The 22626-nt window shown below is 64.8% G+C and carries 20 protein-coding genes; 12 read left to right on the top strand and 8 right to left on the bottom strand.

From position 1 onward, the window contains the following. The first annotated feature begins 54 nt into the window (after positions 1-54). The 5 genes from N792_RS01675 to cysN all read left to right on the top strand — a co-directional run bounded on the left by N792_RS01675 (position 55) and on the right by cysN (position 5560). Positions 55-873: a DsbC family protein gene (locus N792_RS01675; protein ID WP_036191873.1), complete on the top strand. Its 819-nt coding sequence runs from the start codon at positions 55-57 to the stop codon at positions 871-873. A gap of 309 nt (positions 874-1182) precedes the next feature. Beyond that, the gene (locus N792_RS01670; RefSeq protein ID WP_036191870.1) at positions 1183-1932 is read left to right on the top strand and encodes a CoA transferase subunit A; all 750 of its coding nucleotides are present in this window, start codon (positions 1183-1185) and stop codon (positions 1930-1932) included. Beyond that, positions 1932-2564 (top strand): CoA transferase subunit B, encoded by a 633-nt coding sequence (locus N792_RS01665; RefSeq protein WP_036191868.1) that lies wholly within the window; start codon positions 1932-1934, stop codon positions 2562-2564. Before N792_RS01670 ends, N792_RS01665 begins: the two co-directional genes overlap by 1 nt. Before the next feature lie 180 nt (positions 2565-2744). Next, positions 2745-3656, top strand: coding sequence for a sulfate adenylyltransferase subunit CysD (gene cysD / locus N792_RS01660; protein ID WP_036192364.1), 912 nt, complete (start codon positions 2745-2747; stop codon positions 3654-3656). After that, a complete protein-coding gene (gene cysN, locus N792_RS01655) occupies positions 3656-5560 on the top strand; it encodes a sulfate adenylyltransferase subunit CysN (RefSeq protein WP_036191865.1) in 1905 nt (634 codons plus the stop codon). Before cysD ends, cysN begins: the two co-directional genes overlap by 1 nt. 58 nt (positions 5561-5618) lie before the next feature. Here cysN and N792_RS01650 read toward each other — a convergent pair whose 3' ends face one another. From N792_RS01650 to N792_RS01630, 5 genes are all read right to left on the bottom strand, one after another. Next, positions 5619-7706 (bottom strand): glycoside hydrolase family 99-like domain-containing protein, encoded by a 2088-nt coding sequence (locus tag N792_RS01650; protein ID WP_036191862.1) that lies wholly within the window; start codon positions 7704-7706, stop codon positions 5619-5621. A gap of 187 nt (positions 7707-7893) precedes the next feature. Beyond that, positions 7894-8511, bottom strand: coding sequence for an ABC-type transport auxiliary lipoprotein family protein (locus N792_RS01645; protein WP_036191859.1), 618 nt, complete (start codon positions 8509-8511; stop codon positions 7894-7896). Positions 8512-8678: 167 nt separating this feature from the next. Next, complete coding sequence (locus tag N792_RS01640) at positions 8679-9605, bottom strand: MlaD family protein (protein ID WP_036191856.1); 927 nt, start codon at positions 9603-9605, stop codon at positions 8679-8681. Continuing rightward, the gene (locus tag N792_RS01635) at positions 9605-10423 is read right to left on the bottom strand and encodes an ABC transporter ATP-binding protein (RefSeq protein WP_224743901.1); all 819 of its coding nucleotides are present in this window, start codon (positions 10421-10423) and stop codon (positions 9605-9607) included. Before N792_RS01635 ends, N792_RS01640 begins: the two co-directional genes overlap by 1 nt. Then, positions 10420-11538: an ABC transporter permease gene (locus tag N792_RS01630; protein WP_036191853.1), complete on the bottom strand. Its 1119-nt coding sequence runs from the start codon at positions 11536-11538 to the stop codon at positions 10420-10422. Before N792_RS01630 ends, N792_RS01635 begins: the two co-directional genes overlap by 4 nt. Before the next feature lie 116 nt (positions 11539-11654). On the opposite strand from N792_RS01630, the gene N792_RS01625 reads away from it, so the two are divergent. After that, complete coding sequence (locus tag N792_RS01625) at positions 11655-12920, top strand: threonine/serine exporter family protein (protein ID WP_036192359.1); 1266 nt, start codon at positions 11655-11657, stop codon at positions 12918-12920. A gap of 122 nt (positions 12921-13042) precedes the next feature. Here N792_RS01625 and N792_RS01620 read toward each other — a convergent pair whose 3' ends face one another. From N792_RS01620 to N792_RS01610, 3 genes are all read right to left on the bottom strand, one after another. Further along, a complete protein-coding gene (locus tag N792_RS01620; protein ID WP_036191849.1) occupies positions 13043-13438 on the bottom strand; it encodes an H-NS histone family protein in 396 nt (131 codons plus the stop codon). Between the two features lie 165 nt (positions 13439-13603). Next, positions 13604-15304, bottom strand: coding sequence for a proline--tRNA ligase (locus tag N792_RS01615; RefSeq protein WP_036191846.1), 1701 nt, complete (start codon positions 15302-15304; stop codon positions 13604-13606). A 246-nt stretch (positions 15305-15550) separates the two neighbouring features. Continuing rightward, entirely contained in the window at positions 15551-16969 is a 1419-nt protein-coding gene (locus N792_RS01610) for a mannose-1-phosphate guanylyltransferase/mannose-6-phosphate isomerase (protein ID WP_269572095.1), read from the bottom strand. Positions 16970-17117: 148 nt separating this feature from the next. On the opposite strand from N792_RS01610, the gene N792_RS01605 reads away from it, so the two are divergent. The 6 genes from N792_RS01605 (at position 17118) to N792_RS01580 (ending at position 22514) form a co-directional block, all read left to right on the top strand. Further along, on the top strand, positions 17118-17870 hold the full coding sequence (locus N792_RS01605) for an electron transfer flavoprotein subunit beta/FixA family protein (protein ID WP_036191841.1): 753 nt from the start codon (positions 17118-17120) through the stop codon (positions 17868-17870). Between the two features lie 102 nt (positions 17871-17972). Further along, positions 17973-18914, top strand: coding sequence for an electron transfer flavoprotein subunit alpha/FixB family protein (locus N792_RS01600; RefSeq protein ID WP_036191837.1), 942 nt, complete (start codon positions 17973-17975; stop codon positions 18912-18914). A gap of 181 nt (positions 18915-19095) precedes the next feature. Beyond that, positions 19096-20199 carry a DegT/DnrJ/EryC1/StrS family aminotransferase gene (locus tag N792_RS01595; RefSeq protein ID WP_036191834.1) on the top strand — a complete coding sequence of 368 codons (1104 nt, stop codon included), beginning with the start codon at positions 19096-19098 and terminating at the stop codon, positions 20197-20199. Then, a complete protein-coding gene (locus tag N792_RS01590; RefSeq protein ID WP_036191831.1) occupies positions 20184-21152 on the top strand; it encodes a glycosyltransferase in 969 nt (322 codons plus the stop codon). Before N792_RS01595 ends, N792_RS01590 begins: the two co-directional genes overlap by 16 nt. Beyond that, complete coding sequence (locus N792_RS01585; protein WP_036191828.1) at positions 21149-22078, top strand: WxcM-like domain-containing protein; 930 nt, start codon at positions 21149-21151, stop codon at positions 22076-22078. The genes N792_RS01590 and N792_RS01585 overlap by 4 nt, the downstream gene beginning before the upstream one ends. Then, on the top strand, positions 22065-22514 hold the full coding sequence (locus tag N792_RS01580; RefSeq protein WP_084105273.1) for a GtrA family protein: 450 nt from the start codon (positions 22065-22067) through the stop codon (positions 22512-22514). The genes N792_RS01585 and N792_RS01580 overlap by 14 nt, the downstream gene beginning before the upstream one ends. Positions 22515-22626: the final 112 nt, after the last annotated feature.

Genomic DNA, 22626 nt, shown 5'->3' with positions numbered 1-22626 from the left:
CCGCGCTTCCTTCCCGGGGCGGCGTGCCCGCCGTCCCAACCGTCAGGACCGTCCATGAAGCGTTTTCTCCTTGTCGCCGCGCTCGGCGCGATCAGCCTGTCCGCCTGCGCGCAGACACCCCAGCCGGCCAGCCAGGCGACCGTCTCTCCCGCTGCCCCCGCCCCGACCGCCTCCACCGCCGGCACCGCGGATGCACGTGCGATCGCCGCGATCGCAGGCCTCAATCCGGATGTGAAAGTGGAGCATGTCGGTGCCGCGCCGATGCCGGGCTTCCGCGAGGCGATCGTCGGCGGGCAGGTGATCTATGTCAGTGACGATGGCCGCTACCTGTTCCTGGCCGGCGCCGGCGGCGCGCTGCTGGACACCCGGACCCAGAAGAACCTCAGCGAAGGCGCATTGGGCAAGATGCGCATCAAGCTGCTGGCCACCATTCCGGCCAGCGAGCGGATCGTGTTCGCGCCGCCCAACCCCACCCATACCGTCACCGTCTTCACCGACGTGGAGTGCGGCTACTGCCGCAAGATGCACAGCGAGATCAAGGAATACAACGCGCAGGGCATCGCGGTGGAATACCTCGCGTTCCCGCGGATGGGCATCGGCAGCGAAGACTTCAACAAGATGGTCTCGGTCTGGTGCGCGCCGGACCGCAAGGCGGCGCTGACCCTGGCCAAGAGCAACGGCCAGGTCGCCAGCAAGAGCTGCAAGAACACCGTGACCATGCAGTACAACGTCGGCCAGCGGGCCGGCCTGACCGGTACCCCGATGATCCTCGCCGCGGACGGCACCCAACTGGGCGGCTACGTGCCGCCCAAGGCCCTGCGCATCGCGCTGGACAAGCTGGATGCCGACCGTACGGCCGTCAGCGGCAGCTGAGCCACGCTGTAGCGAAAGCGGGGTGAGGAGGTTTGTGAATCGCGCCGCCTGCAGGCGATGAGCGCACGGCATTTCGCCGGCGCCCCTTCCACAGGCCGCTTTGGCTCCGCCTGCAACCGGCATCGCGGGGCATTGGCCATCGCGATGAGCTCGCAACCACCGGAATCCCGCTTTCCAGAAAAGTCGGCCGCGCGGTCATGTGTGCGGTCATGTGTGTTCCGGTCGCATGCGGCCAGTGGCCAAACGTACGCTTCGGTCGGACGGGAGGCGCGCGGTAGACTGGCGGCATCTCGTGCAAGGAGTTGTCCCATGGCCCAGGCCAGTGCCGCGTCGCCGCGTGTCGGCGGTGCAAAGAGCAAGCTCTATCCCGATGCGAAGACCGCGCTGGAAGGCGTGGTCGCCGATGGCCAGACCCTCGCGGTCGGCGGTTTCGGCCTGTGCGGCATTCCCGAGGCGCTGATCGAGGCGCTGCGCGATTCCGGCGTCACCGGCCTGACCGCGATCTCCAACAATGCCGGCGTCGACGGCTTCGGCCTCGGCCTGCTGCTGGGCACGCGCCAGATCCGGAAAATGATCTCGTCCTACGTCGGCGAGAACAAGGAATTCGAGCGCCAGTTCCTGGCCGGCGAGCTGGAACTGGAATTCAATCCGCAGGGCACCCTGGCCGAGCGCCTGCGCGCCGGCGGCGCCGGCATCCCGGCCTTCTTCACCGCGACCGGCTACGGCACCGTGGTCGCCGAAGGCAAGGAAACCCGCGAGTTCAACGGCAAGCACTACGTGATGGAGACCGCGCTGGTCGCCGACGTCGCCCTGGTCAAGGCATGGAAGGCCGACACCTCCGGCAACCTCGTGTTCCGCAAGACCGCGCGCAACTTCAACCCGGCCTGCGCGATGGCCGGCAAGGTCTGCATCGTCGAGGTCGAGGAAGTGGTCGAACTGGGCCAGATCGAGCCCGACCAGGTCCACCTGCCGGGCATCTACGTGGACCGCATCGTCCACAACCCGCACCCCGAGAAGCGGATCGAGCAGCGCACCGTGCGTGCGACAGGAGCACAGTAATGGCCTGGAACCGCGAACAGATGGCGCAGCGCGCCGCGCAGGAACTCACCGACGGCGCCTACGTCAACCTCGGCATCGGCCTGCCGACGCTGGTCGCCAACTACATCCCCGACGGCATGGACGTGTGGCTGCAGTCGGAGAACGGCCTGCTCGGCATCGGCCCGTTCCCGACCGAGGACGAGCTCGACGCCGACCTGATCAACGCCGGCAAGCAGACCGTCACCGCGCGTGCCGGCGCCAGCTATTTCGGCAGCCACGACAGCTTCGCGATGATCCGCGGCGGTCATATCGACCTGGCGATCCTGGGCGCGATGGAAGTCACCGACAAGGGCGACCTCGCCAACTGGATGGTGCCCGGCAAGATGGTCAAGGGCATGGGCGGGGCGATGGACCTGGTCGCCGGCGTGCAGCGCGTGGTGGTGCTGATGGAGCACACCACCCGCCAGGGCACGTCGAAGATCCTGCCCGAATGCACCCTGCCGCTGACCGGCGTCGGCGTGGTCAGCCGGATCATCACCGACCTGGCGGTCATGGACGTGACGCCAACCGGCCTGAAGCTGGTGGAACTGGCACCGGACGTGACCGAGGACGAACTGCGCGGCAAGACCGGGGTGGCGTTCACCCGCGCCTGATGGCATTGACCGGCGTGCGACGGCCGCCGGAAGACCATCGTGAAGCCGCTCGAACGGGCGGCTTCACGATATCCGGAAAGCATGCAAGCTAGGCGCGCATCGGCGCACGCAGTAGCATCGTGGGCCCTTTGATCAGCCACGGATCGATCCGCCATGGATCGTCCCTCGAACCGGACCGGCATGCCCGAGCAGCACTCCCTCTCCCACCTCGATCGCCTCGAAGCGGAGAGCATCCACATCCTGCGCGAGGTTGCCGGCGAGTTCCGCAACCCGGTGATGATGTATTCGGTCGGCAAGGACAGCTCGGTCCTGCTTCACCTATTGCTCAAGGCGTTCTACCCGGCCCGGCCGCCGATCCCGCTGCTGCACGTCGACACCGGCTGGAAGTTCAGCGAGATGATCGCCTTCCGCGACCGCCGCGCCCACGAGACCGGCGTCACGCTGCACACCTGGATGAACCCGGAAGGCGTCGAACAGGGCATCGGCCCCGTGAGCCACGGCGCCACCGTACACACCGACGTGATGAAGACCCAGGCGCTGAAACAGGCGCTGGACCGGTGGGGTTTCGATGCCGCGATCGGCGGCGCCCGCCGCGACGAGGAGAAATCCCGCGCGAAGGAACGCATCTTCTCGTTCCGCAGCGCACAGCACCGCTGGGACCCGAAGAACCAGCGCGCGGAACTGTGGGACCTCTACAACACCCGCATCCACAAGGGCGAATCGGTCCGGGTGTTTCCGATTTCCAACTGGACCGAGCTCGACATCTGGCTGTACATCTACCGCGAGAACATCCCGGTGCCTTCGCTGTATTTCGCCCAGGAGCGCCCGGTCGTCAAACGCGACGGCACGCTGATCCTAGTCGACGATGATCGCCTGCCGTTGCAGGAGGGTGAAGTGCCGATGCGAAAAATGGTCCGCTTCCGCACCCTTGGCTGCTACCCGCTGACCGGCGCAATCGAGTCGGAGGCCACCACGCTGGAAGCGATCATCGCCGAGATGCTGGTCTCCACCACCTCCGAGCGCAGCGGCCGGGTGATCGATCACGACCCCGCCGCGTCGATGGAGAAGAAGAAGCTGGAGGGCTACTTCTGATGCAGCCCCTCAATCCCGACGCATCCGCCACGGTCGCCGCCTACCTGCGCCAGCACGAGACCAAGAGCCTGCTTCGCTTCATCACCTGCGGCAGTGTCGACGACGGCAAGAGCACCTTGATCGGCCGACTGCTGCACGATGCGCGGCTGCTGCTCGACGACCAGGTCGCCGCGCTCGCGGCCGACAGCCGCCGCCACGGCACCCAGGGCGACGACACACACAGTGACGGCCTCGACTTCGCCCTGCTGGTCGACGGCCTGGCCGCCGAGCGCGAACAGGGCATCACCATCGATGTCGCCTACCGCTTCTTCGACACCGACCGGCGCAAGTTCATCGTTGCCGACTGCCCCGGCCACGAGCAGTACACCCGCAACATGGCCACCGGCGCCTCCACCGCCGACCTCGCCATCGTGCTGGTGGACGCCCGCAAGGGCCTGCTGACCCAGACCCGCCGGCACAGCTACATCGTCTCGCTGCTGGGCATCCGCCAGGTGGTGCTGGCGGTCAACAAGATGGATCTGGTGGGGTACGACCGGAGCGTGTTCGACGCCATCGCCACCGATTACCGGGCGCTCGCCAAGCCACTCGGTATCGCCGAGGTCACCTGCATTCCGGTGTCGGCACTCAAAGGCGACAACATCCTCCAGCCAGCCAGCGCCATGCCCTGGTATCGCGGCAAGCCATTGCTGGAACATCTGGAAACCGTCGACATTCCAGCGCCCAATACCAGTCCGGGTTTCCGCCTGCCGGTGCAATGGGTATGCCGGCCGGACCAGGATTTCCGCGGGTTCGCGGGCACCGTCGTTTCCGCCCCCGTCAGGGTTGGTGAGGAAATCACCGTGCTGCCCGCCGGCACCCGCTCGCGGATCGCGCGCATCGTTACCGCCGACGGCGATCTCCCGCAGGCCGACGCCAACCGCGCAGTGGTGCTGACGCTGACCGACGAGATCGATGTGAGTCGCGGCGACATCATCGCCGCGGCATCCGCGCCGCCGGAGGTCGCCGACCAGTTCGCCGCCCACCTGCTGTGGCTGGACGGACAGGCCCTGCTGCCGGGTCGCCCGTACTGGCTGAAGATCGGCGTGCGCACGGTCGGCGCGACGGTCACCGAAATCAAGTACCAGGTCGACGTCAACACCCAGAAACACCTGGCGGCCAAATCGATCGGGCTGAATGAGGTCGCGTTCTGCAATCTCTACCTCAACGAGCCCATCGCATTCGAGCCTTACGCCGACAGCCACAAGCTCGGCGCATTCATCCTGATCGACCGCCAGAGCAACGCCACCGTCGCCGCTGGAACCCTGGATTTCGCACTGCGCCGGGCGAGCAACATCCGCTGGCAGCATGTCGATGTCGACAAGGCCGCGCGGGCGCAGATCAAGCACCAGCAGCCCCGCTGCCTGTGGTTCACCGGCCTGTCCGGCGCGGGCAAGTCGACGATCGCCAACCTGGTCGAGAAGCGGCTGCTGGCCATGGGCCGGCACACCTATCTGCTGGACGGCGACAACGTCCGCCACGGCCTGAACAACGACCTGGGCTTCACCGACGAGGACCGTGTCGAGAACATCCGCCGCGTGGCCGAGGTCGCCCGTCTGATGGTGGACGCCGGGCTGATCGTACTGGTCAGTTTCATCTCGCCGTTCCACGCCGAGCGCGCGATGGCGCGCCGGATGTTCGAGCAAGGCGAGTTCCTGGAGGTGTTCGTCGACACGCCACTGGAAGTGGCCGAACAACGCGACGCGAAAGGCCTGTATGCGAAAGCGCGGGCCGGCCTGCTGCAGAACTTCACCGGCATCGACTCGCCCTATGAAGCTCCGGAGAACGCGGACATCGTGCTCGACACCGGCAAGCACAGTGCCGAAAGCCTGGCCGAGCGGCTGGTGCAGGCCATCGATCCGGACTGACCCGGCAGCCGGGCAAGGGCGCCATTCCGGCTCATCTTTTCCGTACGCTTGAGCCCGCTCAGTCGCGATCCGCGTACCGGTAATCCTCCTGATCGGTGGAGGCTGACTCACCACAGATGCTCGCGGCATCCATCACTTGCAGACCCTGGTCTCGCACGCACAGGGCAAAAACCCGCTCGATCGCGTGCGCCAAGGTCCCGTCCAGTTGGGCGGCTTCCGTCTCGAAAGCCTCATCGTCCAGATGCGCGTCCAGCAAAGGACGCAGCGCTTCCAGACGCACCCAGAACATGCTGCCGGATACGAAGTCATCCGTGTCGGCTTGCGGCGGGGGAATCCCGATCCGGGTCGCCAGATGGTTCACGTTGTCTTCGTTGGCTCCCCAGTAGTAGTGCAGCGGCTGGATATGGCCTTCCGGCGCCACCAGCCCGAGTGTCGGGTCATCGTTGAAGGCCTGGAAAATCCACGGCGCACGTTGCGGCGCCACCAGACGGTCAAGCAATTCGGTACGCCAGCGCGCACCGTCCTGGCGGTGGGGCGAGTGCTTGGTGTGCAGTTTGAGGACGAACGCCTCGCCTTCATCCAGCAGCCGATCGGCGAGATGCAGGAACGGCAGGATGTCGCGGCCCCGGTTTTTCCTGATATCGATCTCGGCGGACAGACCTCGGCTTTCGAGTACGGCGCGGATCGACGCCGCCTTTTCCGGTGCCGTCGTGACCACCAGACGTAGCGGCAACCCGCAATTTCCCAAGGTGTCGAGAATGTCCCCGAACGCCTCCGGGTACCACGCGTGGATGACCACGCACAGACGCGTTGCCGCTTTGACCGTCGGCGCTATGGCTGAACGCTGAAGCGCCGAGCCGGTGGCCTGCAGCCAGGCATGGCCCAGGCGGCTGTCGGGTTCAAGCACGGCCCCCTCGGCCCATTCGTTCCATGCGTTGATGAAGACCAGCCGTTCCGACGCGGGGACGGAACGCAACCGGGAAGTGATGGTGTGCTGGAGCCAGTCGCGGTACCGCCGCGGCGACGCATGCAGGTAGGTACGCCCCTTGCCCGGCTGGCGGGGCTCGTTGTCCCAGCCACAATTCACCGCCGGGAACAGCCGGTATGCCGGCGCGACGCGGTCGCGATATTCGGCCGCCAATTGCCGCCAGTCCAGCACCTGGCCCGAATACTCGTGATTGAGCAGCCATTGCGATGCGGTGATGTCGATCGGAACCGCAAGGTTGGGCGGAAACTCCACCGCCGCATCAAAGCCCAGACGTTGCGGATCCGGTCGTTCGAAACTCTGTACATAGGCGATGAAGATTTCGCCCACGCCATTCTCCATGCACCAGCTCCGCCAACGCGCCGCCGTCGCTTTCGCATCGGGCAACAGGCCGGGCCGATACACCAGCAGCATCGGCTTGCCATCCACGCGCAGGTAGCGGGCGTCGCGCAGATAGGGGGCGATGTGCGAGATGAAGGCCAGGTCATCATCGGCGCCGTGCTGTTGCCCGATCAGGATGTCATCGGCGCGACCATCCCATCGTCTGGACCAGTTCTCGTTCGCCCAGCACAGACAGAAAGACAGCGTGATCGAAGGGTCGGACAGCCATTGCTGCAAGGGCTTTTCGAGCAGCGTCTTGCCGTGGAACCAGTAGAAATAGAAACAGAAAGCACCGATGCCATATGCCTGTGCCAGCGCGGCTTGCGCGCGCATCGTTCCAGGATGGGAAAGATCGTAATAGCCCAGCGCTCCCGGCAACCGGGGTTGGCAATGCCCCTCGAACTGCGGCAACGCGCGCCCCACGTTGCGCCATTCGGTGAAACCTTCCCCCCACCACTCATTGTTCTCGGGAATGGCATGGAACTGGGGCAGATAGAACGCCACCAGCGTCGCGGGCAATGGCGACGGCAGGACTGGCGGGCGGTGGCGACGGTAGCCGATCGCACGGGCGCCGGCAGCGATACGGGCACGACGCACAGGCCCGGCTGTCGGCAGTCGGCCTTGTGCCGCGCTGGGACGAATGGCCGAGAAGCGTTGCAGGAACCATTGTCGCAAGCGATCGCGCGAACCTTCGCGCATCGGCACGAGCCGGAAGGCGAATCGCAAGGCATGGAACAGCGCGTTCCTGATTTTTCTGGGGAAATTTCGGAAGCAAAGCATAGCGCGCAGCTTACCGCTTCCCGGCTTGAGCCCAGCCGATATCACGCCCCCCCGACTCGCAGGACGACAAGCCGACCGGAGGTTCGAGGCGCTGCATCGTCACGGCCTGGGTGACGTTGGATCGCATCAATCCCGCATCGCCAAGAAGCGCGGTTCGAAACCGCGGCCAATCTGGTACGGGCGGCCTTCAATCCGCGCGATCTTTCCGGCTGCCACTGCCCAGCACCCAGCCGACGAGCTCGCCGGTGACTGCCTGCAGGCCACGCTCGAAGGCGGCGACCACGTCGTCGATCCCGGCGCTGGCTGCAGGATTTTCCTGCAGGAAGGTGCGTGATGCGACAACCTGCTGGTCGGCGCTGCGCAGCAGTTTGGCGTTGAGTTCGATCCGCACGGTTGGGGGCATGTCCGCCGCGGTATAGGCGGACTCGAACCGGCGCAGGTCGAGCACCAGCTTGTACTCGGCGCTGATGCCGCTGCCCTGGCGGGCGACGGCGGCGATCCTGCCGGAGTCTTCCAGCGTGCGCAGGATCGCGGCCTCGACCATGTCGGTCGGAGACCGGGACCAGACGGCGCCCTTGTAGACCTGCAACTCGTTCGGCGTCGGCCGCACCGCGATGCGCAGGCTGTCGGTGATCCGCGATGCGGTCGCACTGGGCAGCGACATCTGCCAGTCGACACGGGGCCAGGACGGGTCGGTGGCCACGCGCGGATCCAGGTCGTAGATGGTGGAGCGCTCGCGTGCGTTGCCAGCGCCGAGGATCGAGCAGCCGGCCAGAAGCAGCACCCCGGCAAGGCCAGCCAGCATCGCCAGTCCGCGTTTGCCACCGATGGAGGAGCGGGGACGGTTACGCCTGGATGCAGCCACCGACTTCCCGGCCTGCGCCGCTACCGGACGGGCCGCGGGAGCGCGCAGGATTCCGCTGCGCGACCAGGCGGATCGAAGCCACTGGGACCAACGGGATCCGGTCGTATTCATTCGGGTTCAAACTCCTTCGGGGCATCGCGGCCGAGCAGGTAGCGGGTCGGATTGTTGTCCAGCCGGTCGCTCATCCGGCGCAGGTCGCGCACCAGCGCACGCAGCTCGCCCAGGGTCGGACCAAGCTGCGACAGGCCATCGTTGGCGAAGCTGTTGATCGCGGCGCGGTTCTCGTTGAGGATGCCGTCCGCGCCGGCGGCGGCCGAATCCAGCCGCACCAGGGTGCTGTCGAGCCGCGCGATCAGGCCCGGCAGCTTGTCCACCAGTTCGCGGTCGAAACCTTCCATTGCGTGGTTGGCGGTGGTCAGGGTCGCTTCGAGCTGCTCGCTGGATTTGCGCGCGTTGACGATCAGTGCGCGCAGGTCGTCGTGCTGGCCGGCGACCGCGCCGGTCAGCGTCTCGATGTTCTCCAGCGTCTCCGACACGCGCCGTACGTTCTGCTCGCTGAGCAGTTCGTCCATGCGCGCGACCAGCCGGTTGGCGGTGTCGGCGATGTTCTGCAATGCCGAGGGTTCGGTCTGGATGATCGGCACCTCGCGCTTGTCCACGTCCACCAGCCGCGGGCTGGCCGGCTCGCCGCCGGTGAGCTGGATGATCGGGCTGCCGGTGATGCTGGTCATCGACATCTTGGCACGGGTATCGGTCTTGACCGGTGCGCTGGCCTGCACCTTCAGCAGCGCGATCACCCGCCGCGGGTCGTTCGGGGCCAGGCTCAACCGCTCCACCGAGCCGACCGAAATCCCGTTGTACTGCACGCTGCTGCCTTCGCTCATGCCGGTCACCGGCTCGTTGAACACCACCCGGTAGTGCTGCCAGCTCTTGTCGGAGGAGTACTTCGCCGCCCACAACGCGAACATCAGCAGGAACAGCGTCACCAGGATCGTGAACGCACCGATCAGGACGTAGTTGGCCTTGGTTTCCATCAGTCGCTTGCCTCCTTGAGCCGGCCGGTCGCGGCATGCGCGGTCTGCGCAGCGCGGGCGCGGGGGCCGTGGAAATAGTCGCGCACCCAGGGGTGTTCGAGTCGTTCGATCTCCGCGACCGGGGCACAGGCGACGACCTTGCGGTCGGCCAGCACGGCGATCCGGTCGCAGATGGCGTAGAGCGTGTCGAGGTCGTGCGTGATCAGGAACACGGTCAGCCCCAGCGCCTGCTGCAAGGTGCGGATCAGGCGGTCAAACGCGGCCGCGCCGATCGGGTCCAGGCCGGCGGTGGGCTCGTCGAGGAACAGCAGCGGCGGGTCCAGCGCCAGCGCACGCGCCACTCCGGCGCGCTTGCGCATGCCGCCTGACAACTCCGCCGGCAGCTTGTCGATCGCCTCCGCCGGCAGGCCCGACAGCTTGACCTTCAGCAGCGCCAGTTCGTACAGCAGCGAGTCCGGCAGGTCGCGGTGGTATTCCTTCAACGGCACCTGTACGTTCTCGCCGACCGTCAGCGACGAGAACAGCGCGCCATCCTGGAACAGCACGCCGGTGTTCTGCTCGATGTGGCTACGGACCCGGTCGTCCCCGCTGAGCGCATCGACGCCCAGCACCTCGATGCTGCCTTCGTTGGGCCGGCGCAGGCCGAGGATCGAGCGCATCAGCACCGACTTGCCGGTGCCCGAGCCGCCGACCACGCCGAGGATCTCGCCGGGCATCACGTCCAGATCGAGCCGGTCGTGCACGACCTGCGTGCCGAAGCGGTTGACCAGCCCGCGCACGCGGATGATCGGCTTGATGTCGCCGCCAACGTCGCTCACCAGCCCATCTCCATCAACCAGATCGCGAAGAACGCATCCAGGATGATCACCAGCGAGATCGCCTGCACCACGCTGGACGTCGTGCGCTCGCCCAGCGATTGCGCCGTGCCCTTCACCTGCAGACCTTCCAGGCAACCGATCAGGCTGATCACCAGCGCGAACACCGGCGCCTTGCCCAGGCCGACCCACAGATGACGCAGCTCCATCGTGTCCTGCATCCGCGCCAGGTACTGCTGCGGCGGTATCTCCAGGCTGTAGGCGCCCACCGTCAAGCCGCCCAGCAGGCCGGCCATCATCGCCACGAAGGTCAGCAGCGGCAGCGTCACCAGCAGGGCCAGCACGCGCGGGATCACCAGCAGGTCGACCGGGTCCAGGCCGAGGGCGCGCATCGCATCGACCTCCTCGCGGCTGACCATCGCGCCGATCTGGGCGGTGAACGCGCTGGCGGTGCGGCCGGCGAGGATGATCGCGGTCAGCAGCACGCCGAACTCGCGCAGGAACGCAATGCTGACCAGCTCGACGACGAAGATCGTGGCGCCGAAATCGCGCAGCACGTTCGCGCCCAGGAAGGCCACCACCGCGCCGACCAGGAAACACAGCAAGGCCACCAGCGGCACCGCGTCCAGCCCGACCTGCTCCATGTGGAAGACGGTCGCGGTGGGGCGGAACCTGGCCGGCTGCCGCAACATCCGCAACAGCTTGACCAGCACCTCGCCGAAGAAGCCGAGCAGGCTGCGCAGCTCCCGCCAGTTGTTGGTGACCGCGCGACCCAGGCGCGCCAGCGCCTCGTGGATGCCGTACTGGCGGCGCGTCTGCGGCCGGTCGTCGGCAACATCGTCGATCGCCGCCACCAGCGCCTGATGGTCGGGATGAAAAGTGAAACCGGAGAAGTCGAGCTGGCGCCGGTCGGCGAAGCGCAGCAACTGCAATACGCCGAGCGAGTCGAGCCGCTGCACGCCACTGGCATCGACGGTGGTCGCCTCCGCCGGCGCGCCGCCCAGACAGGCGGTGATTTCGCCGGCTTTCTCCAGCGTCCACTGGCCCGCCAACCGCAGGCGACCGGGCTCGCGGTCGTCGGTATCGATACTCGGCGGCGGAGTGGCAAGCGCAGTCATGGCGTCCCGCGAGGATACATGCGCGCCACGTTGGTGGGCAGGCGACAAAGGTGTCCGCGCAATGCTGGCCGGTCACTTCGCCATGCGATGCTAGTCCGATGACGAGCCCGCTGCCGATGACTCCCCTCTCCGCCACCCCTGCCATCCCGCTCAGCAACGCCAGTTATCCGGACCGCATCGCCTTCATGGTCGAGCTGGCGGAACGCCTGCATATCTACGGCACCACGGCGCAGCGGCTGGAAGGCGCGCTGCTGTCGGTCGCCGAACGACTGCGGCTGGAATGCGAGCCGTGGGTCAGCCCGACCGCGCTGATCCTGTCGTTCAGCGATCCGCAGCGGCTGGCCGGCGCCAGCGATGTCACCCGGGTGATCCGGCTGCCGCCCGGCGATACCGACCTGCACCGCCTGGCGGAAACCGACCGCATCGCCGAGGCCCTGATCGCCGGCGACATGGACCTGGCCGCCGCGTTCGAGGCCATGAACGCCCTCGACCACCCGTCGCGCTGGCAGGACCGCACGATGGAGGTGTTCGCCTTCGGGCTGGTGGCCGCCGCCGTCGGCGGGTTGTTGCGGCTGCCGTGGCTGGACATCGCGGTGGCGGGATTCAACGGCGTGCTGATCGGCCTGCTCGCCCAGCTGGCCGCCTCGCGGCCGCGTTTGCGCGAGGCATCCGATGCGCTGCTGGCGATGGTCGCGACGATCATCGCGGTGCTGGTTTCCAGTTTCATCGCACCGCTGAACCAGAACACCGTGATCATCGCTTCGCTGATCGTGCTGCTGCCGGGTCTGTCATTGACCAATGCAATGAATGAACTGACCAGCCAGCACCTGGTGTCGGGCACCGCGCGACTGGCCGGCGCGCTCACTACGGTCCTGAAGCTCGCACTGGGCACGGTGATCGCGCTGTATATCGCCCAAATGGTCGGACTGGAGCCGGCAGTACGGGCCTGGCGCCCGCAGCCCGACTGGGTGGAGTGGGTCGCGCTGGTCGCCGCATCGCTGGCGTTCGCGGTGCTGTTCCGCTCGCGGATGCGCGATTACCCGCTGGTGATGCTGGCGGCCGCCAGCGGTTATCTGATTTCACGTTTTGGCGGACTCGCCTGGGGCAGCCCGGCCGGGATATTCCTCGCCGCGTTGGTGATGACGGCGGCAGGCAACGCCTACGCGCGCTGGCTCCACCGTCCCGGGGCGATCGTGCGGGTGCCGGGCATCATCCTGCTGTTGCCCGGCAGCGCGAGCCTGCGCGGCCTGATGGACGTGATCCAGCAGCAGGACATGGGCGTGGGGCAGCAAGGGCTGCTGACCGTGATGAATATCCTGCTGGCCGTCGTTGCCGGTCTGCTGTTCGGCAACCTGCTGCTGCCGACCCGGCAAAATCTGTGATTGGTTGAACCGCAAACGACCGCACCAAAACCACATGCCGTAATGCCACAAATGAAAACGCCGGCACGAGGCCGGCATTTTCATGCGACCGGCATTGACCGGTCTGTCGGGTTACTGGCGCATTACCCGGCCGGGGTGGATTCCGGGTTGATCAGGAACTCGTCCCGGTTGCGCCCGGCATCGGTGAATGCCGTCAGCCACAGCGGCTGGCGGCCACGGCCGGTCCAGGTCTCGTTCGGGTTGTCGGGGTTGCGATACTTCGGCGCCACCTTGCCCAGCGACTTGCGCGCCTTCCTGGCCGCGGTACGCGGTGCGCGAACCGCCGTATCCGCACCGGCGCCCGCAGCGGAACCGAACAATTCGGCAATGGTATAACCCTCGGTTTTGGCCAGCTGGTTCAGCCGCTTGCGGACCTGGGTTATCGGCTTGCGCTTGGCGAGGGTGGTCTTGCGCTTCTTCGCCTTGCTGATCAGCGTGGCGAGTTCTTTCGCGGACAGTGAATCGATATCGATCGACATGGGACCTCCAGGAGTAGGGTTGCTCGTTCCAGGCGGTTGCCTGCGGCGCAATGGTAATCCCGCCACTGGGATTAGTAAATACAACCGATAACGATTCAATTGACCGGTTCAGGTCAATGGCGGTTTATGAGCGGACCCATTCAAGCAGGTCATTCAATCCGCGGATCATTTGACGCCGAGCCTGGCAGACAATGTGACCTGATCGAGGTTTTCGGATTCCCCGGCACGACGCTGACGGTATTCAAATGTGCCGGCAGCGAGGCCGCGCTCGGAAACCACGATGCGGTGCGGAATGCCGATCAGTTCGATATCGGCAAACATCGAACCCGGGCGCAGACCGCGGTCGTCGAGCGCGGTTTCGATGCCCGCGGCATTGAGCTGCCGGTACAACGCGTCGGCCGCTTCCGCAACGGCGGGATCCTTCTTCGGGTTGATGACGCACACCACCGCCTGCCATGGCGCCATCGCCTCCGGCCAGGTAATGCCGTTGTCGTCGTGGTTCTGCTCGATCGCCGCGGCGACGATGCGCGACACCCCGATGCCGTAGCACCCCATGGTCGGCGTGGCAGCCTTGCCGTTGGCGTCCTGCACGGTGCACCCCATCGCCTCGGCGTAATTGCGACCCAACTGGAAGATATGCCCGACCTCGATACCTCGGGTAATGTCCAATGTGCCCGCTCCGTCGGGCGATGGGTCCCCCGCCACCACGTTGCGGATATCGGCCACCAGGGCGGGTTCCGGCAAATCGCGCCCCCAATTGACGCCCACCAGGTGGAATCCCTTTTCATTCGCGCCGACCACGAAGTCGGCCATCGCGGCGACGCTGCGGTCGGCAATCACCTGGATGTCGTTGCGCGGACCGACCGGGCCGAGGAAACCCGGCTCGCTGCCGAGGGTTTCCAGGATCTCCGCTTCGGTGGCCATGCGGTAATTGCCCAGACCGGGCAGTTTCGCCAGTTTGATCTCGTTGATCGTGTGATCGCCGCGCACCAGCGCCAGCACGAAACCCTGCTCGCCGATCACGGCGATCGATTTGACGGTGCGATCCAGCGGAATCTGCAGCAACTCGGCGACCGCTTCGCAGGTGCGCTGGTACGGTGTTTCGACCTTGTGCATGGCCTGCGTCGCCGCTGCACGGCCCGCCGGGGCCAGCGCTTCGGCCAATTCGGTATTGGCGGCGTAATCGGAGCTGTCAGAGAACGCTATGGCGTCTTCTCCCGAATCGGCCAGCACGTGGAACTCGTGCGAGGCGCTGCCACCGATCGCGCCGGTGTCGGCGAATACCGCGCGGAACCGCAGTCCCAGCCGGGTGAATATGCGGCCGTAGGCGTCGTACATGACGCGGTACTGGCGGTCGAGATCGGCGTCATCCAGATGGAACGAATACGCATCCTTCATCAGGAATTCGCGCGCGCGCATCACCCCGAAACGCGGCCGGATCTCATCGCGGAACTTGGTCTGGATCTGGTAGAAGGTCACCGGCAGCTGCTTGTAACTGGCCAGTTCGTTGCGGGCGAAGTCGGTGATGACTTCTTCGTGGGTCGGACCGTAGCAATACCAGGCGTCCTTGCGGTCCTGGACCTTCAACAGCTGGCCGCCGAACTTCTCCCAGCGCCCGGTCTCTTCCCACAATTCGCGCGGCTGCACCGACGGCATCAGCATCTCGATCGCGCCGGCCGCGTCCATTTCCTCGCGCACCACGCGCTCGACCTTGCGCAATACGCGCAGGCCCAGTGGCGTCCAGGTGTACAGACCGGAGGCGAGTTTGCGGATCATCCCGGCCTTGAGCATCAGTTTGTGGCTGATGATTTCGGCTTCGGCGGGGACTTCCTTGCTGGTGTGGAGGTGAAACTGCGACAGACGCATGGGCGGACCGGGCATGAATGGAGCGGGCGCCTATTCTGCCTGATGCGGATGCCCCAGCGCCCGGGTCTTCCGGCTCAGGAAGCTCTGATCAATTCGCTTTTGATCGTCGCTCCCGCGTCCGACTGGACTCCTTGCAGTCGTAGGCGGGAGCTCAAGGACGTTGCCAATGAGCGACTTGAAGTCCATGGATCCCCGCCTTCGCGGGGATGACGGCGATTGCTCAGACCTTCCCTCACGAATCCCCGGTCACGAGCGGCCGTACACATCCTCCAGCCGGACGATGTCGTCCTCGCCCAGGTAACCGCCCGACTGCACCTCGATCAACTCGACCGGCTCGGTGCCGCGATTGCGCAGGCGGTGCACGCTGCCCAGCGGGATGAACGTGCTCTCGTTCTCGTGCAGATCGAACACGCGCTCATCGCAGGTCACCTCGGCCACGCCCGACACGACCACCCAGTGCTCGGCACGGTGCTGGTGCTTCTGCAGACTCAGCGCCGCGCCGGGCTTGACCACGATGCGCTTGACCTGGAAGCGCTCGCCGACCCCGATCGCATCGTAGCTGCCCCACGGGCGATACACCTTGCGGTGGAACAGGTGCTCGCTGCGGCCGGCGGCCTTGAGCCGGTCGACCACTTGCTTGACGTCCTGCACGCGGTCCTTGCGCGCGACCAGCACCGCGTCGGGGGTGTCGATGATGACCAGGTCGTCGACGCCGATCGTCGCCACCAGCCGGCGCTCGGAGGCTCGCACCAGACTGCCGGTGGTGTCCACCGAGATCACATCGCCTTCGTGGCGGTTGCCGTCCGCATCGTGCTGGGCGACCGACCACAACGACGACCACGAGCCGATATCGCTCCAGCCGCAACTCACCGGCACCACCGCGGCACGGTCGGTCTTTTCCATCACCGCGTAGTCGATCGAATCGTCAGGACTGGCGGCGAAAGCCGCCTCGTCGATACGGATGAAGTCGAGGTCGGATGCCGCCGTCGCCCAGGCCTGGCGCGCCGCTTCCAGGATCGCCGGCGCGTGGCGGCCGAGCTCGTCCAGATAGCGCTGTGCACGGAACAGGAACATGCCGGAGTTCCACGCGTAGCTGCCTTCGGCGAGATAACGCTCGGCGGTCGCCAGGTCGGGCTTCTCGACGAACCGCTCGATCCGGAAACCGCCCTCACCCAGCGGTTCGCCGCGCAGGATGTAGCCGTATCCGGTCTCCGCATAGTCCGGCGTGATGCCGAACGCCACCAGCCAGTCCTGCCGCGCCAGCTCAAGCGCGTGCGCGACCGCGATGCGGAACGCGGCCTCGTCCTCGATCAGGTGATCGGCCGGCATCACCAGCAGGGTCGCGTCAGGGTCGGAAGCCAGCACATGCAAGGCCGCCAGCGCGATCGCCGGCGCGGTATTGCGCGCCACCGGCTCCAGCACGATGCCACCGCTGGTCACCCCGATCGCCTGCAACTGCTCGCCGACCATGAACCGGTGCAACTGGCTGCACACCGTGACCGGCGGCTGCACGTCCGGCAGGCCGTTCGCCCGCAGGATCGTCTCCTGGTACAGCGACCGGTCGCCGATCAGCGACAGGAACTGCTTGGGCTGGTTCTGCCGCGACAACGGCCACAACCGGGTTCCGCTGCCACCACTGAGTACGACGGGATGGAGCATGGCGATTCCACATGAAACAGGTGCGACGGAGAATAACCCACTCCGCGCGAGTGTCTCTGCGATGCCGGCCCTGCTCGGCTAGAATGGCGGTCTTTCGGCCCGGGTATCGTCTTGTGACGGTCGGCCGCGCCTTCATCAAGGAACCCCCACAACGATGAAAATCCTAGTCGGCTACAAGCGCGTGGTGGACTTCAACGTCCGCATCCAGGTCAAACCCGATGGCTCGGGCGTGGTCACCGACGGCGTCAAGCTGTCGGCCAACCCGTTCGATGAAATCGCGCTGGAAGAAGCATTGCGCCTGCGCGACAAGGGCATCGCGACCGAGGTCATCGTCGCCACGATCGCCCCCGCCGACGCGCAGGCGCACCTGCGCAACGGCCTGGCGATGGGCGCGAACCGCGCGATCCACGTGGTCACCGACGCCGGCCAGTCGATCCAGTCGCTGACCGCCGCGCGTACCTTCCTGAGGCTGATCGAGAAGGAACAGCCCGACCTGGTGATCCTCGGCAAGCAGGCGATCGACGACGACGCCAGCCAGACCGGGCAGATGCTCGCCACCCTGTGGGGCCGCCCGCAGGCGACGTTTGCCTCGAAGCTGGATATTGCGGACGGCAAGGCCACGGTCACGCGCGAGGTCGACGCCGGTCTGGAAACGCTGGAAGTCGACCTGCCGGCCGTGGTCACCACCGACCTGCGCCTCAACGAGCCGCGCTTCATCAAGCTGCCCGACATCATGAAAGCCAAGAGCAAGCCGATGGAAACCATCGCCTTCGCCGATCTGGGCGTCGACGCCGGCGACACCCTCAAGACCAGCCACTTTGCCCCGCCGCCCAAGCGCAGCAAGGGCGTGATGGTCAAGGATGCCGCCGAGCTGGTCGCCGCGCTGAAAGCCAAGGGCCTGCTGTAGTTGGTCGTCATCCCCGCGAAAGCGGGGACCCAGCGCCTTACCTCCATTCACCAAGCCACTGGATTCCCGCTTCCGCGGGAATGACGGAACAAGGAAACGACCATGCCCAAAGTCCTCATCGTCGCCGAACACCTCGACGGCAAGCTCAACGCCTCCACCGCCAAGTGCGTCACCGCCGCGCAGGCACTGTCGCCGCAGGCCATCGACATCCTCGTCCTGGCCGCCGACCCCGCCGCGATTGCCGCCGAGGCCGCGCAGATTGCCGGCGTCGCCCGAGTGCTGACGGTCGCCAACGACGCAAACACGCACGCGATCGCCCAGGTGCTCGCCCCGCAGATCGCCCAACTGGCGGACGGTTACACCCACGTGCTCGGCCCGAGCACCACGTTCGGCAAGGACCTGATGCCCTGCGTCGCCGCCCTGCTCGGCGTGGCCCAGGTGTCCGACGTGATGACCGTGGAGTCCAGCCACGTGTTCAAGCGCCCGATCTACGCCGGCAACGCGATCGTCACCGTCGAAGTCCCAGCCGACCACACCGTCGTCGCGACCGTGCGCATCGCCTCATGGGCGGAAGCCGCAAAGGGCGGCAACGCCACCGTTGAAGCAGCAGCGGTCGTCGCGGAACTGCCGACCCACACCCGCTTCATCGGCCTCGCCGCCGGCGCCTCCGACCGCCCTGACCTGCAGAGCGCCAAGCGTGTCGTCTCCGGCGGCCGCGGCGTCGGCTCGGAGGAAAACTTCAAGATCATCTACGACTTCGCCGACAAGCTCGGCGCCGCGGTTGGCGCCTCACGCGCAGCGGTCGACGCCGGCTACTGCCCGAATGAGATGCAGGTCGGACAGACCGGCAAGATCATCGCCCCGGAGCTGTATGTCGCCATCGGCATTTCCGGCGCGATCCAGCACCTGACCGGCATCAAGGACGCCGGAACGATCGTGGCGATCAACAAGGACGGCGATGCGCCGATTTTCGAGATTGCGGATATCGGACTGGTGGGGGATTTGTTCAAGATTTTGCCGGAGCTGGAAGCGGCCCTAGGCTGATGTGAAAGCGAAGGCATTGTTAGGGATTAATTCGGGTCGAGAAGAGCCTAGTCGACGACAACTCAAAGCTTCTCTGTAGTCGATAGTTAGTAGCGGGGCAAAGGCAAGCCGTACCGAGTTCCAGAACCGAGGTATCTCGAACATATCTCGGCACATATCACAAGAAGCTAGGCAGACTTTGATGAGCAACCAGATTCCGGTCAACTCCCTTTCCCGACATGTCGAACCTCTACACGCCGAACTGTCAGCAATTGCCGAGTCGATCATCCGCAGCGGCTATTACGTGCTTGGCCCGAACGTAAAAGCATTCGAGCAGGAATTCGCCAGCTATTGCGGCGCAGCTCACTGTGTAAGCGTAGCCAATGGCACCGATGCCCTAGAACTGTCGTTGCGTGCACTCGGCATCACTACCGGCGACAACGTCGCCGTGGTTGCCAATGCTGCCATGTACGGCACGGCCGCAGTTCTTGCTTGCGGGGCAACCCCGATTTTTATCGATACCAATACCAACGATGGCCTGATGTCGGTCACCGCCCTGCAGGCAGCCTTGCAGGCCGGCGCAGCCCCCAAAGCCATCATCGTCACTCATCTGTATGGCTTGCTAGCTGACATTGAGGAGATCACCTCGCTTTGCCACTCTCGCGGCATTATGGTGCTCGAAGATTGCGCGCAGGCACATGGCGCCACACGCAATGGCAAGCGTGCTGGCCTCTTTGGCGACATCGCATCCTTCAGTTTCTATCCAACCAAGAATTTGGGCGCGCTCGGCGATGGCGGCGCAATCGTGAGCAACAATGCACAATTGGCCGAGACCGCTACCCGCCTACGCCAGTACGGCTGGTCGGCAAAGTACACAAACAGCTTGCGAGGCGGTCGCAACAGCCGCCTGGACGAGTTGCAAGCAGCAATGCTTCGACACATGCTACCTCTACTCGATGGCTGGAACACGCGCCGCCGCGCCATCGCCAATCGCTATGCGCTGGGCATCCGCAATCCACGCATCACGGTCTCCGCAGAGGTAGGTGAGGATCATGTGGCTCACCTATACGTAGTCCGCAGCGACGAGCGCGACGCATTGCGCGTACACCTACAGGCCGAGGGCGTTCAGACCGAGATTCACTATCCGATCTGCGATCACCACCAACCCTGTCATTTCGGCGCGTTCGACAACGTGCATTTACCTAATACGGAGGCAGACGCACTTAGCGTCCTAACCCTACCGTGTTTCCCAGAGCTGACCGACACCGAAGCCGATCAAGTCATCGCCGCATGCAACCGGTTCTGAGTGCCTTGCCCCCCTCGCTCGCAGTGGTCATCCCGATCTACCGCAACGAAGACTCGCTGGATGACCTGTTGCTGGCACTCGAGCACATCAGGCAATCGGTGGAGGGCGCATTCGAAGCAATCTTTGTTGTCGACGGCAGTCCCGACCGTAGCCACGTGCTGCTGCGTGAAAAGCTACCAAATTGCGCCTTTCCCGCACAGCTGGTAGCTCTGACCCGTAATTTCGGCGCATTTCCGGCGATTCGTACTGGCCTTGAGATGAGTCGCAGTGACATCACCGCGGTAATGGCAGCTGATCTGCAGGAGCCACCCGAACTGGTCATCGGTTTTTACGAGCGTTTCATCGCCATGCACTACGACGTCGCGTTCGGGCTCCGCGAGGCGCGCAAAGACCCTATGAGCTCGAAGCTCGCATCGACTGCGTTCTGGGCGATCTACAGGCGTATGGTCATCAAGGACATTCCCAAGGGCGGCGTTGATATTTTCGCAGTCAGCAAAGAGTTCCGAGAGCGCCTGATGCTCCTAAACGAGGCGCATTCCAGCCTGCTTGCACAGCTGTTCTGGCTTGGTGGCAAGCGCGAGTTCGTCAGTTACCAACGTCGTGAACGCCCGCATGGGAAAAGTGCTTGGACGCTCAGCAAGAAGTTGCGTTACCTGTCCGACAGCGTGTTCGCCTTCACCGACCTCCCGGTGCGTATGCTGACCGCGCTCGGGCTCGTCTCACTCGCGTTTACGGTCTTGCTGGGCTTCCTGGTGCTCGCTGCCAAGCTTTCTGGACTAGTTCACGTGCCTGGTTATGCCGGGACCATCTTAACCATCCTATTTTTCGGTGCATTCAATTCTCTGGGCTTGGGCATCGTCGGAACCTATGCATGGCATGCCTTCGAGAACACCAAGGCTCGCCCTTTGTCGATCAAACAGTCCGTCGAATTCTTCGAGAAGGAAATCAAATGAGTTTTTTCGTCCACCCCAATGCCTTGTGTGAAAGCGACCAAATCGGCGAGGGCACCCGAATCTGGGCATTTGCCCATGTGCTGTCGGGTGCACGTTTGGGAAGTAACTGTAATATTTGCGATGGCGTGTTCATCGAATCCGATGTAATTGTAGGCGACCGCGTCACGATCAAATGCGGCGTGCAGCTGTGGGACGGCGTCCGCCTCGGCGATGACGTGTTCATCGGGCCCAACGCCACCTTCACCAACGATCTTTTCCCGCGTAGCAAGGTGTATCCCGAGAAGTTCCTTGGCACCGTGGTCGAAGCAAACGCCTCGATTGGAGCAAATGCGACAATCCTTGCTGGCGCCACTATTGGCAGTGGTGCAATGGTCGGTGCCGGCGCGGTGGTTACGCGATCCGTACCTCCGAATGCCATTGTGGTCGGCAATCCAGCGCGGATTGTGGGTTATGTGTCGGACAGGGGCAGCGCAACGAAGCCGCAGGAAGCCGCGGAACAAGGCATCAGCGCTACCTCCGTGCCGGGAGTGAACCTATACCGCATGCCGAGCTTCGCCGATATGCGTGGCTCGTTGTCGGTGGGCGACTTTGAGGACTTCCTTCCATTCCATGCCAAGCGCTACTTCCTCGTATATGACGTCCCCACCCAAGAGACTCGTGGTGAGCACGCCCACAAGCGCTGCCATCAGTTTCTGGTCTGCGTATCGGGATCTGTTCATGTCCTGGCCGACGACGGCACTCGCCGCGTCGACGTGGAGCTGAATTCGCCCGACCAAGGCATTCATCTTCCGCCGATGATCTGGGGTACCCAATACAAGTATTCCAAAGATGCGGTGCTGCTGGTATTTGCATCAGAACCTTATGATTCCGACGAGTACATTCGCGACTACGCCTGTTTCAAGGCGCTGGCCAATGCGACCGAATGAACCCGATGCCGCGACGCCTGGAGGGTGTTGCGGCCGCCCGTCGCCGATCCTGCAGCGCCACCAATCGTTGCTCAAGCTGGTGCTCAGATTCCTGATCGGCGGCGGATTCAATACCGCAGCCACTCTGATTCTGTATTGGTTGCTGCTGCGATTCATACATTATCAGGGCGCGTATCTATTGAGTTATTGCGCTGGCATCCTGCTCAGCTACCTGCTCAACACCTGTTACGTGTTCCGCGTCCGCCACAACTGGCTAACGTTCGCCGCGTTCCCGCTGGTCTACGTGGTTGTCTATGCCCTCGGCGCATTGACGCTGAAGATCGCAGTGGACTATCTGCACGTGCCCGACAGCATTGGCCCGCTGGCTTCGATCGCGGTAACCATGCCTATATCCTTCCTGCTGACACGCGCACTGCTACAACCGCCAGAAAAATGAGCAACTGATCAACCCTTAGGGAAGGTCTGAACAACATCACCTGAAGCCAAGTTTCCCAATGGAAGCGCAAAAAGCGCATGCACCCTCGTGATTCCTGCGCCTTTTCAGGCGC

This window comes from Lysobacter concretionis Ko07 = DSM 16239 (genome assembly GCF_000768345.1).
In the GTDB taxonomy this organism is placed as follows: Bacteria; Pseudomonadota; Gammaproteobacteria; order Xanthomonadales; family Xanthomonadaceae; genus Novilysobacter; species Novilysobacter concretionis.
Note: the sequence above shows the minus strand (reverse complement) of the source record. Positions and strands in the feature narration are given on the sequence as shown.